The sequence below is a fragment of the Saccharicrinis aurantiacus genome, assembly GCF_001660705.2.
In the GTDB taxonomy this organism is placed as follows: Bacteria; Bacteroidota; Bacteroidia; order Bacteroidales; family Marinilabiliaceae; genus Saccharicrinis; species Saccharicrinis aurantiacus.
In genome coordinates this window covers 34,307-54,900 of the sequence record NZ_LYBV02000007.1, presented here as the reverse complement: position 1 = coordinate 54,900, position 20,594 = coordinate 34,307, and the positions used below count along the sequence as shown (strand labels likewise).

Genomic DNA, 20,594 nt, shown 5'->3' with positions numbered 1-20,594 from the left:
ATATCAATACATTAATTAATGTTTTGACAGGTATTTCTATGATTTTCTTCAGTTAAAATAGACATAAGTTGCCTGGGTAATTCCTATTGAACCAATAACTAAACAAAAGATTAACTAATATTACTAGAAAATTCTTCGTGAACGCGATCTGTATTTTGACCTCGATGGTCCACCGCCTCCATAACCGGGTTGTGAACATGGTACTGCTCGTCTATTCATTCGTGGCTTATTACTAGCAGGTATAGTATACATGATTGAAAATTCGTGAGCACCTCCAGTACTTGATGCTAAATCGGATATGGTTAAATCGTAAGAATAACCGAAACGCATATTACTTACATTAACCCCAATTATTGCCACAATTGCATCTCTGTTGGATAAAGACTCTTCATTAGCCACAGGAATACCTCTGTACCATAAACCTAATTCAATAGGATCATACATCCAATAGGCCCCAATATCAAGCTGCTTAAAAGAATGTTGTTGACGGTAATTAAAGGCCATTGAAACACTTTGATCTGAAGCTCCTCTTCTACCTTCTTTATAGATCCATTTTCCACCACCAAATACAGTATACTTCATTCCTCTAAACGATTCCTCATCTGTAAAACTAATATCTTGTTTCACTAAGTGATCAACCGTTACACCTCCCCAAAATGAGCTACTATATATCATTAACGAAGCTGCCGCATCAAAATGGCTATGCATTTCAGATGTAACATCTAAACCGGCTCCTGGCACTGGGTTTCCATCAGGACCTATTTGCCCTCCTAGATTCGCATTTGAAGGGTCAATTCCGACCTGTGCATATTTAAATTGAATACCAGGACGAATCATAATCTGATCCGACACATAAACCTCATAAGCATATGTAAGTCCTACATTCTGATCAATAATTTGACCGCCACCTTGATCATCGCGATAATACAGTAAACCAACACCACTATTATAATCCGCAAAGTAATGGTCAAATGAAAATGCCATTGTTTTGTATACACCTGAAACTCCTGGATACTGGTCACGGTAAGTCATTGCTAACCTACTACCATCGGTAAGCCCAGTAAAAGAGGGACTTAAGTATAAAGGTGAAGCGTAATGTTGAGAGAATGAGGCATCTTGCGCTATAGCATTGCTTGTAAACAAACAAATGCTAAACGTAAGAAGTATCAAATATTTTATCTGATGTTTTATCATCATAGTTTAAGTTGAATTATTCAATCACAAAAATATTTGTGATAATTGGTTTTATTATCGTACTAGCAAGACGCTTCCTGCATCATTAAATGATCTACCACTATTATATACTCCAGATGCTTTCCAAACATATACGGCCTGTGGCGACAATTGGTTATTGAAAAATCCACTCCATCCTTCTTCAATGTCTGTACTTTCGTAAAGTAGTTGTCCCCATCTATTAAAAATTTGAAGTTTATAGCGATCAACATCTTTGTAAACCGGCTTAAATACACTATTATCCTGTACTCCTCCCGATGAACTTCCATTACCTCCATCAGCACGTGGTGTAAATGCCGTTGGGAAAGACACAAAACCCTCTTTCTTGACTACTACAGCGTCAATAATTGTAGTATCATGTTCACAACCAAATTCACTCTCTACATATAGAGATAAAGAATATACGCCTATTTCAGGGTACTTATATCGAGGGTTTACTTCTTCAGAAGTTTCCCCATTACCAAAGTCCCAAAGATGCTTTTCAGCGCCTACTGCTAAACTTCTACAATCAAGCGCTCCATTAGGTGTATATACGATATCCGGCCCATAATTAAGATCAGCTTTTGGCAACTCATGAATAACAAGTTCTTCAGTAAATATACCATCTTCCCCATCTGGACCTTGAACCGTAAGCGTTACCGTATAAGTACCCGGTGTAGTAAAGGTATATTCAGCATTTCGGGTAGTAACGTTATTTCCTGCTACATCATCTCCTTGTCCGAAATCCCAAATGAAAGAATAGCCGCCAACTGATAAGTTAGTAAACTCTACATCTAATGGAACACAGCCATGAGTCTGACTTGATTTGAAACTTGCATTTGGCACTACTCTGTACTCAATACTAACGTCATCAGAAGTAACACATCCATTTACATTCATCGTCCATTTAAAAGTATTGATTCCCTCAGTAAGGTTATTCACTTTTGTATTATAGAAGGTATTATCTTCAAAATCACCAGTACCTGCAACAACTGACCACTCTGCACTCCTCGTTCCCGGATTAGATGCTTTCATTTCATATGTTGACTCATAACTAATGGCATCCTCACCTGCATAAGGTGTTGACTTATTACTTTCAATAATAACTACATCTTCAGTAGAGCAACCTCCGTAGGTGATTGTCCATTTCAGTTTATTCTCGCCTAAACCTAGTCCTGTAACAACAGATGCTGGATCATTAACATCCTCGAAAGATCCTTTTCCGCTTATAACAGTCCATACTCCTGTTCCTGATATTGGCTCATTTGCATTAAGTGGGTAATAATCATCACAAGTTGTTTTATCCACACCCGCATCAGCTTGCGTTGGTACTTGATTAAATATGATCACCTCATCTACTGAGGTACAATTACCATTCTCTATTTTCCACTGTAATACGTTTTCACCAAAGGTTAAACCATCTACTCTTGTTTTTGGATCGGTAGCATCTGTAAATACTGCATTACCAGAAATAACAGACCATGAACCGGTACCTTGCGATGGCGAATTGGCATCGAGCAAGGCATAATCTTTACAATCTTCAATATCAGGACCTGCATTTGCAGGAGTTGGTGTATTATTGGTGATAATTACTTCATCACTTTCACTACAGCCAATATCTCCATTAATGTTACGCACCGAAATTGTCCATAAGAATTTATTATGCCCTTCTTGAAGATTAGTAATAGTAGCTCCGGGTAAAGTTGGATCATCAAAATTACCCCCACCTTCAATAATAGACCAAAGTCCATCTCCATAGTCAGGAGTCGCAGCTTTTAATGTTACTGTTGGCGAACAAAACTCACCATCCTCACCAGCATAAGGCATTGAAGGCACATTATTATAGATACTCACTTCATCGCGATTAGAACACATGCCATTCGCACTTGTCACTGTCCATAGGAATTTATTTTCACCTTTAGATAAGTTACTAACATTAGGCACATTACTATTTACATCGCTTATAGTAGCCATACCTGATAGAATTGACCAAGTACCTGTTCCAACGGCTGGTGCTGTTGCTATCAATGTTGTATTCTCTACGCACAGTTCTTGTGTTGCTCCGGCATATGCTGTACTAGGATTGTGATTAATTATTTCAACTTCATCAAAAGTATCACATCCTTTATGCGAGATCTTCCATTGCAGCCTATTAGTTCCTCTAGCTAAATCATAAACTCTAGTTGTAGGATTTGTATTATCATCAAATTTGGCCTGACTATTACCACTCAATATAGTCCACTCTCCATTACCTGGGCTTGCATTATTACCTGTTAAGATTGTCTCATCAGAACAAATCTCAACAAATTTTTGAGTAATATCAGCTTGTATTTTATTATAAGAAACCTCAACATCTGAGTACGATGAACATGTATTATGTGTAACTGTCCAACGGAATATGTTATCTCCAAACCTAAGATTATTAACTTGTGTTGTTGGAGAATTAATATCAACAAAATCACCACCTCCATTTTGCGTAGTCCAAGCTCCATCACCAATATTAGGAGCTGAAGCTCCAAGAGTAACTGTATTATCACAAAGTGCAACATTATCACCTGCAATTGCAGTACTTGGCATATCATTGGTAATGATGATTTCATCTGTTGATACACAACCATTATACTCAATAGTCCATACCAACTGATTAGGACCTCTATCTAAATCTCTAACTGTAGCATATGGGTTATTTACATCCGAATTTCCATTGTCATTTGTAAAGTGAGCAGATCCGCTGCCACCAACTACTGACCACGACCCTGTTCCAGGGTATGGTTCGTTGGCAGCTAATACTGCTGTATCGGCACAAATTGGTGACATTTCAAAACCTGCAAAAGCTTCTATTAGATCAAATGATATTTCAACCTCTGACTCTGAAGTACAACCATTATTATCAATTATCCATTTGAATCGGTTCTTTCCTTTACCCAATCCTGTTACTTCGGTAAGATTATTAGATGGATCAGCTATAGTACCAGCACCCGTTAACAACTCCCATCTACCTACACCGTCTATTGCAGCACTTGCCGATAACATTACGTTATCAACACAAACAGTTCTATTTTGACCCGCATAAGATACTGATGGTTGATTGTTGATGATCGTTATCTGATCTGTAGATTCACAATTTGGTTGTGCTCCTTCAACTTGTACATACCACTCAAATATATTCTCTCCAGGTGCAAGATTATAAATCCAGCGCCCTGTTATCTCACCACCATCTTTACCTGTTCCTTGGCCTTTTATTACACGCCATTTACCCACTCCATATTGTGGAGATATAGGACGTACCTCAACAGAATCAGCACAAACAGTTTGATCAGCTCCTGCATCAGCTATTGATGGTGTATCATTATATATTCTTACTGTATCCGTTTGTAAACAATTGGTATTATTTATTTCTAGCTTTAATATATTTTCACCAGGAGCTAAACCTCTTACAGTTGTTTTAACATCATTTACATCATCAAACAAACCTCCACCTGATAATATAGACCACGTGGCTACTTCATGAGCAAAACTAGGTTGTGTTCCATCTAATAATGCCTCATCTGAACATACCCTATCATCTAAACCTGCATTTGTAATTGAAGGCTTTGTACTTGATACTATAACTTCATCAGATGAAGATCCATTGGTATAATAAATTGTCCAAACAAATACATTATCTCCTTGGGCTAAGTTTAGCACCTTAGATTTAGGATTTCTCAAATCTTCGAAATAACCACTACCCGTTTTAACTGTCCATTCACCAATACCTACAGATGGATCATTTGCATTTAGAGTAGTAAAATCATCACAGGTACTAATATCAGCTCCTGCATCTGCTGGTGGTATTGTTCCATTAGTTACAATCACCTCATCATATTCGGAACAGCCTAAGTACGTTACTGTCCATCGGTAAATATTGCTACCCTGACGGACTCCAGTAACCTGCGGATTAATAATATTTGGGTCGCTAAAATTACCTGCCCCCTCAATTATTGACCATGTACCGGTACCTATATCAGGATTAACGGCATCTAATTGGGCAAAATCATCTGGAACATCAAGGTCGGCACCTGCATTTACTGGCCCCGGCTTATTAACTGATACTACAACAGTATCTCTAGATACACAAGTACCATTTGTTACCGTCCATACTAATTTATTTATACCTGTTGAAGGATCTATTGTTGCTTTTGGATCCCATTTATTAGGATGAAAACCAGTTGCTCCTTCACCATTAACAACATTCCACTCCCCGGTGCCAACCGTTGGCTCCGTGGCATCTAAATAAGCAATATTACTACACACTGATTGATCTGGACCAGCGTATGCATCAACCATTTGATTTATTACTTTAAAATCAACTGAGTTTTGACAACTCTTTAAAGAAACAGTCCACCTAAATATATTTTCGCCTTGACCAATACCAGTAACCAGCGTATTTGGATCTAAGGGATTATCTATGCTTCCTGAACCACTAATTACACTCCAAGATCCAATACCCATATCTGTAGATACTGAAACTGCATACATTAATATTGAATCTCCACATATTTCTTCTTCACCTACATCACCAACAATTTTAGCATCCTGCGGTTTATCATTACTAATAATTACTGAGGCCGGTGATGAACACCCATTACGTGTTAATGTCCATATAAATTCATTATTCCCATCACCCATGTTAGAAACCGCCGTATTAAATAATGAGGCATCATCAAAAGCTGCACCATTACTAGTTGTCCACATACCTGTTTCAGCATTTGCACTATTCGGCTCTGTTCCTTCTAAAATATAAGTTCCATCACAAGTAAAGTTGTCAATACCAGCATCAACTTCTAATGCATTATTTCTAATCATAACAAGACTAGTAGATATACATCCACCTCGCAGGATATTCCAACTTAAAACATGATCTCCCTTTTGAATATTTGTAATACTTATAGTAGGACTATCTAAATTATCAATATTAACTTGCCCCGATTCTACTCTCCAATAACCACTTTCGTCACTTAATGGAGTACTTCCTCTAAGAGTAGTTGATGTTGTTTGACAAACTAAATCTTGTATTGAAACACGTGCATCAGAAGCATCATATATAATAGATTCTGTAGGATTATCATTTACAATGGTTACTTCAGCAAAAGTCTCACAAGCTTTCTTTCGAATAGTCCAACGTAATACATTAGTCCCTTGTGCTAAATTAGAGATTGTTGTTTGGTCGGATGTTGCATCTGCAATACTTCCACTACCTGTAACAATAGTCCATTCACCACTTTCTGCTTCTATCAAAGAACTTACAGGTGTTCCAATAAGTTCAGCTTCTCCTCCACAAACAGGTGATTGTGCTACCTGAGCAGTAACAGTTAGTTGATCATTATTTATGGTAACCGTATCTGAGCTTGTACAAGTACTCACTGTATTGGTAACTGTCCATACCAAAGTATTTTCACCTTGTGATAAATTGTATATCGCAACATTTGGCAATACTTTGTCGGCATTATTTACAAATTGAGCCGAACCTTTAATTATCTTCCATTCCCCAGTTTCATCTCCTAAATGAGGAACTGCATCCATAGTGTATATAGTTTCACAAACTCTATCATCAGAACCTGCATTAGCAATTGGTAAAGCTGTTACAACTACAGTAAGTTCAGGCGACCACGGTTCTGTATTGCTACAATCATTTTTAGGTCTGACCTTTATTACGCCAGTTGTTGATGGAACATTAGGATCAATATTAACTAATATAGAAGTTCCTGTACCGTCTCCTTGCAATAATAGCCCTGTTGGTAAACTCCATTCATAGGCTGTTGCATTAGCAACTGGATCAATACTATAGATTAAACCTTTCTCGGCCTCACAAATATTAGTTGGCCCTGTTGGTGCAATAGTTATCGGGTCTGGTAATAAATTAGCTGTAATCCATTTCTCAGTTAATGAACTTGTACCACAAGCATTCTCTGCATACACTTGTATATATCCACCTGTGAAATCTCTATCGATATCAGTGATAATACTTGTGGTTCCATTACCTGATATGATACTTATACCAGCAGGTGGAGTCCAAACGTAATTAGTTGCATAAGTAACTGCATCAATAGAATAATCAACACTAATCTGCCCTTGGCAAACACCTGTAAGATCAGTGTTGCTATTAATTTCTGCTATGCGCTCTGGCAACTGATTAACAACAACACTTGCTTGCACAGGAGTAGTAATATCCATCTGGCAGCCATTACCATCAGTTATTGCAGTAATTTCGTAGTCGGTAGTTTCAAGAGGATTAACAACCCAAGCATAAATAGTACCTACTATGCTTGATTGAGCAATTACAGCAGTCCCTTCTGTTCCGTTTTCTGTATATGTAATTATGTACGGTGCAGTACCGTTAACAAAATCAATATTTAATATTGTACTATTCCCGACGCATATAGAAGTACTTCCTGATAATGTAACAAAAGGCTTATCGTTAATAGCAACATCAACTATCCCACTTCCCACATTTGAACAGCTATTAGCATCAGTTATGTTAAAAATTTGATATTGCGCATCTCCGTTAGGCCTATCTGTAAACGAATACTTATAATCATCAATTGCAACTGTATTTGAAGTACCATTATTATTATCAACCCAAGTAATATCAAATGGTTTTGTACCTGATAGAGTTGCTGTAAGCATTACTTCACCATCTTCGCAAATTTCTGATGTTCCAGATAAACTTGCTTCTGGCAATTGGTTCACTGTAAGAATAACTTTATTGCTTACAAAATCTCCTTTTAAACAAGTACTAACTGCGACGTCAAACACTTTTGTAATTTCGTAATTACGAGAAGTTGAAGGAGTAACCGAAAATATAAAAGGTGTTTGATCTACAACATACTCTTCTGTTGTAAAACCATCGTATACTGCAACTTTAAAGGAGCCCTGACTAGCAAAATCCCAATTTGAAGTACTTAAAGCCATTTGATAACTATCACCACTACAAATTGTATTGATACCTCCAATAGACGATAGTTCAACAGTAGCATGAGGTTGTGTTAGTAACTTATAATCAGAGGCCTCACACCTTCCTCTATTTGGTAATTTTGTATCAAAATCATCTGCGTGATCTTTAACTGTAATTGTATAATTACCTGCAGGTAAATTTGAAAAGGTAAAAGGAATATCTGCTTTTACTGTGGCATTTGAACTTGTATAACCTTCATCACTTTGTATTTCTACTATATAATTTGCTGCACCATCAGGTGTACCTCCTGATACCTCCACTTCAATTATTCCTGTTGAGCTATTAAAACAATCAACATCACTAAGTTTAGTAGTTACAATAGATAAAGGTGATGGCTGAGTAATTGTGATGGTTTCTGTAATTGTAACAGGTACATTATCAGTAATTGTAATAATATAATCACCAGGGACAAGATTAGTTAGACTTAAGTTAGTTGCATTAACATCTTCATTAACCCCAGGTCCGTTTACCTGAATACGGTATGCTGTTCCTCCAATAGGAAAACCTCCGTAAACACGATTTATATGTATTTCTCCATTATCTGCACCATTACAAGGACTAACATTATGAACTACTTTTTCAAATGCCAGATCCTCACCTGGTTCAACTACTTTCTGATTAGTTAATTCGGTGGTGCATCCGTTATTGTCGGTAGCAATAATACGATAGGTTCCTGAACCAATACCACTTAATGGGTTAACAACACCTACACTACTATTTGCAGCATCAAACCACTCAATGCTATAAGGACTTATACCTCCTGTAATATCTACCTGAATTTGGCCATCTGTTCCGTTAGTAACGGAGACATCTGTAATAACAGGATTTGTAATACTTATATGATTAGAAGGTTGAGTAATTTCAATATCTCCCGATTTTACTTCACAACCATTATTATCAGTTACTGTTAAATTATACGTTCCTGAAACTAAATCGACAGGGTTTGAGCCAATTGCAGTAGAGGCTCCAGACCATGTGTAAGTGTATCCATCACCAATTGTTCCCTTTGTACCGCCGGATACAGAAACTAGTATTTCACCAGTAGCCTCACCAAAACAAAGTACATTAGTAACATCAATATTATCAATTAATAAAGGTGCTGTTGGACCGTTAACTGTATGTGAACTCACCCAAGAACAACCTAGTACATTATCTATAACCTCTAATTTATAGGTTCCTTGTGTGGCATTTTCAATTTTATTAATACCTTCTACATCGTTCCAAAAGTACTTATAATCTCCTGACCCGCCAGTAACAGTAGCCTCAAGACTTCCCGTTGCTTCGTTAAAACACATCTCAGAATCAAATACTGCAACACTAACGTATAAACTATTTGTTGGTACAATTTCAAATTGCTTTGTAATAGAACAATCAACGGTATTAACGTCTGTTCGTCCGTCCGTAATGGTTACCTGGTAAGTTCCTACGCTTAAACCATTTTGATCTCTATTACCATCCACTATACGCGAAGCATCACCTAATATAGTAGTCCACTCATAAGTATAATTACCATCCCCTCCAATTACCTCGAATGCTATTGCTCCATTACTATTGCCTAAACATGTAACATCAGTAAGAGACTCATTAACGATCGAAATATTATGAGTAATCGTTTCTGAAATACTAGCAGAACAACTACGACCGTTTCCTGTATCGGATACAATAACTGTATATGTTCCTCCGGTAAGGTTAGACTGATCTTCACTTCCTTGAACTAAACCACTACCGTCTGCTGAACTCCAATCATAAGTAAACCCACTTCCAGATCCACCTGTTGCCGTAAGGTCTATTGCACCGCCAGAACCATCACAAAGAGTTTCAGTTACTACTGTAGATAACTGAATTTCTTCATCTTGCTCAACTTGAATATTAACAGTACTTATACACTTCGCATCATCCGTTACAGTAACAGAGTAAGAATCTGCTGGTAGATTAAATTGGTCTTTATTAGTAGCTAAATTAGAACCTACAACAGGACTCCAGTTATATAAATAGGGTGCAGTACCTCCTGATACCTCAATTTCAATTTGCCCATTTGACTCGCCAAAACATGATGTATTTACAATTGTGGGGTCTATGACGATCTCACTTGGTTCACCAACCGTAATAACCTCTGTTAGAGAGCAGGCACCTAAGCCATCTTTCTCATTGAGATCTGTAATAACAATTGTATAATCACCAGCAAATAATTTATCGATATTTCTATTACTAGAAGTGTAACCATTAGGACCTGTCCAAGCGAAAGAGAATGCATTTACAGTATTACCTCCGCTTAAGTTTAAAACAATACTTCCATTTTCACCCCCATTACAAGTAACGGAATTAATTGTAGGAGCAATACTCATTTCTTCTGGTACAGAAACTACCTGTTGCGCCGAACATAAATTTTTATCAGTTAATGTAATACTATATTCTCCCCCTTGTGTAATTAATACACTTTTCGGGTCAACTGGCACTACAGGGTTGAAAGGTGGGCCTGTCCATTTAAATTCATATGCTCCAGAACCACCATTTTCATTATCAACTTTAAGCGTACGTTGATAAGGATCACAATTAGTAACTTCGAAGTATGAGTTAAAAGTAATTTCTCCTGGTTCATTTACTGTAAAACTCTGTGTTGCATTACATTGCTCACTACTTAAAGTGGTCTCTATTGTAACAGCATAAGTACCTGCTATCAAACTGCCTTGGTCTTTTAAAGTAGCATCTGCGAATGTAAACGAAGGAGGCCCAGACCATTGATACAAAGTATTAACACCTCCATCACGGACATCAATGTTAATAGCTCCTGTTTCTTCGCTATTACAAACAACATCTTTTATATCTCCAACAATTGTTACAGTATGCTCATAGTCAATTATAAAATCAAACTCAACAATACAAGATCCTCTATCTTTATCTGTTACAGATAATGTATATGTTCCTACGGATAATCCGGATTGATTTAAATTTGCAGAATCAAAACCTGTACCACCGTCATCAGATCTCCATGAAAAATCATAATTGCCACTTGTACCTGTTATGATAACATTACTAATAGATCCATTATTTATACCCAAACATGTTGCATTACTTATTGAGCCGGTAGCTTCAATTAACTCAAGAGTTACATCATTTAGCACTTCACATTTAGAAACAGCATTTGACTCAAGGTCAACTACCTTTATAACATAATGATTTGGTTCTAAACTTTGTAATAAAGGATCATTTACTACAATAGCTCCCCCAATATTATTAACAACAGTACCAATTACTATATCCGACTTTCCATCTGGACTTACAGTTACTCCGTAAGTTTGATTATTAGATGCATTCAATCTTCCCCCTTCAATTGAGAAAATTATAGAACCTGTAGTTGGGTCGTCACAATCAATAGTTGAATTTATAATTTTAACCACTAACTCAGCCGGTTCGCTTATATTTTCTGAATATAGAGCACTTTCACAGTTGTTAGCATCCTTAATTAAAATACTATAATTCCCTGATAATAATCCTATAATACTTTCATTATTAATATTAGTACCCAGTTGCTTATTAACTCCATTTAAATTGTAATTATATGGGAGTTTACCACCTGTTATATTTGTTAATTGAATTGAACCAGAATTATCACCATAACAAGTAATAATATCTTCTTTAGTTATTAAGGCCGATACTGGATCTGGCTCACCTATTTCTATGATCCCCGAAACAAAACTACATGCTGAACTCACAGATTGGATGGTAACTTCGTATAAACCAGCTGGTTTATTAATAATTGTAGCTGTATTATCTGTTAAACCTGACCAATTGGTACCTCCATCAATAGATGTACGCCAAGAGTATGTATAGCCATGACCACTAGGACGCCCAGTTGGAGTAATACTTATAGAGCCATCACTACCGCCAGAACACTTTACTGACTCAACCTTATCAATATTAATACCGAGAGGATCTGGATCTGACAACTCAATGGTATGCAACTGATTACAACCCACATAAGCACTCGGATAAACAGAAACTGTATATGGACCCGGTTTTAGCAAACCAGTCTGGATACCTTCAGTCGCTAATGTTCCATAACCAAAAGCAAGCCCATCAGGATCAGTCCAGGCTACTTCATACTTAGTAGCATCTGGGTCAATATCCCAAGCACTTCCACTTACAACAACACTCAAGGTCCCATCTAATCCATAACATTCAATATCTTTAGTTAGATTAAGAACAGAATTAAATTCTAGAGGTTCAATAACTGCAATTGTTTTTGTAATATCCCCACCAGCATTATCAATAACCTTTACTTCATAATTTCCAGCTGATACAGAAATATTTGTGATAATATTACCTGTACTCAAAGTACCTAATTCAACACCAGCCTTATACCATATAATATCATAATTAGGATTACCTGATTTAATACTGACTTCTATATTTCCATTATCACCATAACATTTAGCATCCGTAGCAGTCAAATCGAAATCTAAAGTCGCAGACTCATCAATTAAGTTTACTGTATAGTCTTTCGTACATAAGTTAGGAGCAGTTCCACTTGTAATTGTAAATGTATATGTTCCAGCAAATAAATTATTACGTGACATGCCCGTGGAGCCATCATCCCAGAGAACAGAATAATCTGTACTTGGGCCACCAGTAATTGTATTTATAACAATGGAACCTGTATTTTGACCACCAATGGCAATATGAGTATTGGTAAATTGCGCATCAATCTCTAAAACGTCTCCAACCGTGAACTTTGGTTGTGGTGAAATAAAACAACCATTATTATCAGTAATTGAAACAGCATAATCTCCAGCAGACAAGTTAGTAATATGATTGGTTTTTCCTCCATTAGCATCGCTAACACCTGTCCACTGATAAGCATAAGGAGTAGTTCCGCCAGAAACTGTAATTTTTACTTCACCGTCTGTATCTCCAAAACATGAAATATCTTTTCTTACATCCTCAATATAAACCAGTTGAGTTGGCTCTGTAATTTGAATTGTATTACTTAGTAGTTTAGTACATCCGTTATTTACATCCTTTACTAATACATTATAAAAGTCAGGGGCCAGTCCTGATAGCGGAGATGGAAACCAAGAAACTCCATTATCAATAGAATACTCAAAAACACCACCACTTCCATTTGAATACTCAGTTTCAAATTCAATAATACCATCGTTGGCTCCATTACACTGAACATGAGTTTCACTATAGGTAGTAGAAAAATCAAGAGGGCTAGTCATAATTACAGCTGACGAAGTTGCAGATGCACAACCTGGTAAACTTTGCTCTTGCACAATAAATGTATATGAACCAAGTGGTAAACCTGTAAATATATTACTCGCCTGCCATGTTGAAGTTTCTACACAGTAGTAATCATAATTACCACTTCCTCCTTGCGCTGTAACAGTAACCTTACCATCAGTAGATGAATAACACGAAGCACCTTCAATATCCACCTTTATAATTTCAATTAGCTGAGGTTCAGAAACTTCTTCATTTAAAACGTTTACACTAACGCAAGACGGGTTATTATAATCTCTTACTTTTATATAATATGTTCCCTTATATAAACCTGTAAATTTATGTAAGCCAGGTAGTTTTGTATTTAACCAAGTTGCACCATTATCTAAACTGTAATCATAATCGCCTGAACCGCCACTTGCTTGTATTTCTATACTACCATTACTACTTCCGTAACAATCGACATCATCAACATTAATTGTAGTTAACAGAATTTCATTTTCTTGATTAATAGTATAAGTACCTAAAGTATATTCACAATCTGGATTATTAGCATCTTGAACTAAGAGGGTATAATTTCCAAAAGGTAAATCTATAAAAGTATGCTCATCATTAGTAACCGGAACGGGTGATGTCCAATCTATAATAACAGGTCCATCTAATTTAAATTTATAGTTACCCGAACCACCATCAACTTTTAGATTTAGAGTTCCACTATTATCACCATAACAATTATTATGCGTCAAAGTTACAGCACGCTCCAGAATAATATCGGGCAAACTACCAACTGTGTATGGTGTCGTCGAATTTTCAAAAATACAACCATTAGCATCTTCAACACTAATAGAGTACGAACCTGCGGAAAGATTTTCAATTCTTTCAACATTCGTTTCTCCATTACTCCAGGTTATATTAGTATAAGGTTTTGTTCCTCCTATTACATTCAGACTAATAGAACCTTTTGATTCTGTAGAACAATCTGTGGATGTAATGATAACATTAGTAACATCTGGCAAATCTGCGGGTTGGTTAATTGTAAAAGTTTGTGTGACAGGACCACATGAATTTGGCAAATCAGAAATCTCTAGAGTATAAGTACCAGCATATTGATTCTCAATATAAGAATCGCTAGAGAATTTCACCATACTAGCATCAAACCAAGAGTAAACATAATTACCACTCCCTCCTTTGGCTAAAACTTCTATCCTACCACTATTGCTTGAAAAACAATCTACATCAGTATGATCTATCAAATCGAAATCAAGAGCAAGTATATCAGACAGTTGCACATCTACCATTGCAACTGCACAATTTATTGCATTCATATCTTGTACCCAAACTGAGTAAGATCCGGCTCCAATTCCATTAACTTCAAAGCCATCAATTCCATTATTAGCTGGTTTCCAATCAGGTACGGGAATTATTGAAGGATTATCTTGTGTGAAATTATATGAACCAGAACCTCCTGACGCTCTTACTATAAATGAACCATCAATAGCAGCGTTACAAGAAATTCCTTTTTGAGATTCCTCCAAAACCGATAAAGCTACTGGTTCTGTTATTTCTATTGGGGTTGGAATTTGAGTAATACATCTACTATACATTGGGTCTTTATCTCTTACCCAAATATTATGTAATCCAGATGGTAAATTAACAACTTCATATTCATCACCAGTACTTCCATAATTACTCTCCACCCAAGTGGTTGGTGAAATTGCCGGATCATTTAAATTAAATTGGAATGAACCTGATCCTCCTTCTGCCTTAACAACAAAAATACCATCACTACTTCCATTACAAATATTATCAACATGACTTGCTAATACTTCTGTAAATAAAATTGGGTCGTTTGCTTCAATCTCAACATTAATAGATTGTGTACAGTTATTACCATCAGTAACAACTACACTATGTATACCAACTGGCATACCTACTTCTACTAGGTCTGTCCCACCAGTTGACCATAATATTTTATACCCTACTCCTGGATATGTTATAAAATCAGGACTACCACCAGTAATAGTAATTGTTGCACTACCTTCACAATCTCCACCTGCTGTGCATGGTGTACATCCGACTTTAATTTTCTGAGCAATAAGATCGGTAACTACAATGGCACTTGGTTCTGAAATTGTTACAGATAATGTTTTTATCTTCTCACAAGCAACCGATGATAAATCTCTCACAGAAAATTCATGCACACCAATTGCTAAACCTTCAAATTTAGATGATGATTGCCAAGTAGCACTAGCATCTAACTTACTACTTGCATCTTTTGAATATTCATAAGATCCACTTCCGCCCGTAGTTTTTAAAGTAACAGTACCGTCTTCATATCCATTACAGGTAATATCCGTTTTAGATTCTTCCTGCAAAACCAATTCATACTGTTCAATAAGAACGCTTCCGTTCATAAGTGCATCACATCCATTTTGTAATGCACTTACAGTATAAAAACCTTCAATTACAAATAGTTGGTCATTTCCGGTATCATCTCCAGTATCTGTAAAATTGAAAGCATTACCATTCCCAGCAAATGTTACCTTTGGCGTTAAACTTAATCCTCCTAATAATAATTCATACGTAACACCTGTGTTTGAACCACTTAAGCCCACAACAACACCTTTCGTTGTTGCATCATCACAATAAGCGCCACCACCGATAACATCATATAAAGTAGAAGGATCTCCTACAATATCAACAGTTTTTTCAGCAGATGTTTTACAGCCATCTGCATTAGTATATTCATAAATAATGGTGTATGGTGTTAGTGGCATAGATGTCGGGGTAAAAATTCCCACACCATCATCAGCAACAACATTATTACCTAAATCATCAATCCCACTGTTACTAATACCTGCAACATTTTCAACAAAGTTTCCAACACCTCCGTTAGGCATATCACCTCGTAATGTAATTGCCGATGATGATTGACATATTTTATCTCCGTCAGCCAAGCCTGAAAAAGTAACCGGATTGGAAGCATAAACTTCAACTAATTGAACAACTGTTGTTTCACAACCATCCGATGTTTTAGTGAAATGCATAGTAACTTCGTAAACACCTGCTCCAACTGACGGTTTAATTGTAGCCGTATTGTTAGTATTATCAACTAAGAACGGTGTAGTACTTCCATTTAAAGTAGCTGTAAATGTAGCAATTCCATCACTTGCATCTGCTCCACTTACTGTAATCTGTTGATCTATATTATTTGTACAATAGTTAGCGCTCAATCCACTTATGGCCACATCTACCGGAGTAACATACACATCTCTAGTAGATTGTGTCAAACACGTTAATCCATTTACTATATTTCTTACTGTATGAGTAATTGTATTGGCATTTGGTTTAAATACAACACTTGCATCATTCGGTACAAAATAATTACCTCCCACTCCATTTCCAGAAAAACTAGAACCCGCAGTACTCGGTAGAGTTGCATTTGGAGTAAGTATAACTGCTGTACTATTTTCGCAAAAATTTGTTTGCCCTGTTGAAGGTATTGTTTCTGTTCCTATCAAGAAAGTAGGATCAACCGACTCAACAATTTTAACAACAGATGTTGTTGAATTATTACAACCTGAAGCATTATATCTATAAATAACTTCATAATCCCCTAATCCTAAACTAGGTGAGTTAGATAATGTTGAAGGTTTAAAGTAATAAGTTCCATTGCCTGCATTTTTAGTTACCTCTACATTAACTCCTCCCTCTACATAATAAACGTCAAAAGTTGTACCGTCAGTATGGTCTGGAGCATTTCCATTTACACTTCCTTCCAGTAGATATTGTCCATTATCTGAGGAGCAATATTCAGTTGCTAAACCTGAGATATCAATAGGTACACCAATAGTTAAAGTCTCTGAATATGATCCTTCACAACCATTTGCATCAGTGTAGCTCAAGGTTATAGTATGCGTACCACTTCCCGCATCAGAAGGAGTAAAAATAGCCGTTCCATCTCCATTATCTGAGATACCAGGACCTGTAAAGCTTCCACTACCAAGAGCTTGTGCGGGATTTCTTGAATAGGCTACTAAAGTAACAGCAGGATCTTGCTCACATGATGCTGCGAGTCCTGTAAAATAAATATTATCATTAACGGGCTCTAGTAAAGTTGTCGTTTCATCAACATAAGTTGTACACCCTTTAGGATCTGTATAAGTGTAACGGAACGTTAATGTTTTAGGTGATCCTAAAGCGGTAATCGCTGCCCCTACATTTAAGGTTGCTGTACCATCTGTTGAATCCCACCATGAGCCTTTATCTGTTGGATAGCCAATAACTTCAAACTCACCAATCGAACCTGATGCTGTGCCATCAGGCACTCCATTAACGGTAACTGTACCGGCATCAGAACAATATGTTGTTTGCAAATTATCAATTCGAACAACAGGCAGTTCATTTACTACAATTTCTTTAGTTATTGAGTTTGTACATCCCTCTACACTTGTAAAATTATAGGTAATAAAATTACTTCCAATATTAGCAGCAGCAGGATCAAATTGATCTCCAAAAATACCACTCCCTACAAAAGAACCTCCTACTGGAGTTCCTGTAAGCTGAACTACTCCATTATTCTCACAATATTCAATACTATTTGTACCTGAAGGAGGCGAAAAATCTACTACTGGTAATGAGTTAACTACTACATTAACTAACTCATTACTAGTACAACCATGAGTAGTTGTAGCAATAACTGTATAATCTTTACCTGGAGGGTTTGGACCTACTGTTATAGTTTGACTAACACCCAAACCATCACTCCAAGTATATGTACCTCCTGTGTCTGCTCCGTAAGCGGTAATACTAACTGTTGAACCTTCGCAAACAGACGGGTTAGCTGGGTCGAAAGTAATAATAGGCACAGGATCTACATAAACTGTACCTGTAGTAGTTCCAGTAACCGGACTACATCCTCCTGCATCCGTAAGATCTATAATACTGTAGGTTGTTACAGCATCAGAAGGATTTACTACGATAGTATAATTATTAGATGGGTGATTAGTTACTGTTGAAATCGTTGCTCCCTTGTCATCTTTTATAGTAAAATTATAAGGTGGGTTTCCCGTTAATACAACTTCAATTTTAAAATCACCCGGTACGTTTTCACATCTTCTATCAGGTAATTGTGCTACAACATCTGCTGTAGGTGGATTTGTAACAGTAATCGTTAATTGACCGCTCATTTCTTGAGAACATCCACCTGCATTACTACCCATCACTCTATATATACCTTCAGGCATATCCGACCAAGTGATTATATCCCCATCATTACCTTTTTTTACCGATCCTACAGGTATCCAATTAACACCATCATATTGTTCGAGCTGATAATCTACAATACTCTCAACCGGTCCTAAAGAAAAAACAACGCCTGTAGTAGCATCTGAGCTACAATATTTATCTTTATTAGTAGTTAAACTTTGTGGTGTGGGATTACTTAAAACCTGCAACGAACCTGTCATCAATTTAGTACAGCCACCTGACGATGCATTAACCGTATATATTCCTGTGGTTGTTTGGGCCCCAAAGGTTAACTCTCCACCATTTCCGCTTAGAGTTAGAACCGATATATTATCACGCAACAAAGTATAAGTGACTAATGGATCTGTAGGGTTTGTACTACTACCCAACTTTACCTCTCCACTAGGGCATACAACTCCTTGATTTATTAGAGGTAGGTCTTCGGGTAAAGCATTAATTGATGCCGTACCGTTCATAGTTGAGGTACAACCAGGCAATGATCCTGATACATCTTCAGCTTCTACCCAATAACTTCCAACACCTGTGACACTATTAAATGATAAGGATGAATTAGTTCCTGACAATATTTGCTGATCAATTACAGAACTTCCATTATCATATTTTAGCGTATAGTTAACACTAACCTGACTATTACTCAGCCCGACAACTAGGTTAGATCCTTCACAAACTGTATTACCTGTTACATTGTAAACTACCGGAACAGTTCCTATCTCTACGTCATTAAGCATATTAACATCAGGGCAAGTTCCACCCTTTGCGGTAACTTTATAAGTTCCTGATGTAAGAACTACTGGGTTGAAAGAAATTGGGTTTCCATTACCCGTCACTGTACTTACAGAAGTATTAGACGGATTATATAATGTATAAACCACTCCACTTTCTGAATTATTTAAACCTATGGTATAGGTATTACCAGAACAATATGGTGCTGCTTCTGCAATACTAATATTTTGAGCTATTGGATTATCATAAACTGTATGAATCGAACTCATTAAAACCTCTGAGCCACCAGAACAGCTGTTTAAAGCATAAACACCATATGTTCCAGCTATATTTTGGTCTGAGAATGTAATTGCTGCGCCATTTCCTGTAACTGGACCTTCAATAATCGTTGATCCCATTTTTAATATATAATCAACACCTACTTCACTAGAAGACATTTGAATAGAAGTGGGAGTAGCCGTACAGTCAGACCCCCAATTTATGGTTTGATCAATCGGATTTGCACTTAAGGTAAAATCTGCAGTCTGTCCTACAACTGCCGCTTCACAACCATTTGCATCGGTAAGTTTTAAAAGAGTTGCTGAGCTAGAGGCCGTAAGATCATCCGAATTGAATATCTGACCTATTCCATCTCTTTCTGCAAGTAGACTCGTACCATATAAGGGATGAGAATATTCCAATTCAAACTTACCTGTTCCTTCAAATTCATAATCAATATTCAACTTATAAGGCGTTATACAAGGGTCAAAACCATAAGATTCCCATTTGTTAACAACAACTTCTGGAGTTGCTGTTATAACAACTGCATATTGGGTGCCTCCTGTATGCTCCCAAATAACGGTATATGAACTACCTACCACAAAGCCAGATAACTCATCATCATCAGCTTTACTTGCAGTTCCATTATCATTAAGTGTTAACCCACCTAAATCTGCCCAAAAACCATTGTTAACATGGCCAGAAATTGGGGCAGGAGATGCTTCTGCTAAAATATCACCCCCATTTAATGTAGTTAACCCACATGAAGACATTGTTTGCGCAAATACAGAACTAACTGCGAAAGCGAAAAATAAAATTAAACAAATTCTTAAACTAGAAATAGTTATTAGGTTTGTTAAACGCATATATAGTTTAGTCATACTTATATTATTTTCGAGTCCTAACAAAAGGAACT

Annotated in this window: 2 protein-coding genes; both read right to left on the bottom strand. The window is 36.7% G+C overall.

The features are described from left to right. Nucleotides 1-123 precede the first annotated feature (123 nt). The gene (locus A8B35_RS02805) at nucleotides 124-1,197 is read right to left on the bottom strand and encodes a PorP/SprF family type IX secretion system membrane protein (RefSeq protein ID WP_139314790.1); all 1,074 of its coding nucleotides are present in this window, start codon (nucleotides 1,195-1,197) and stop codon (nucleotides 124-126) included. 51 nt (nucleotides 1,198-1,248) lie between these two features. Then, nucleotides 1,249-20,559 carry a PKD domain-containing protein gene (locus A8B35_RS02800; RefSeq protein WP_075601894.1) on the bottom strand — a complete coding sequence of 6,437 codons (19,311 nt, stop codon included), beginning with the start codon at nucleotides 20,557-20,559 and terminating at the stop codon, nucleotides 1,249-1,251. Nucleotides 20,560-20,594: the final 35 nt, after the last annotated feature.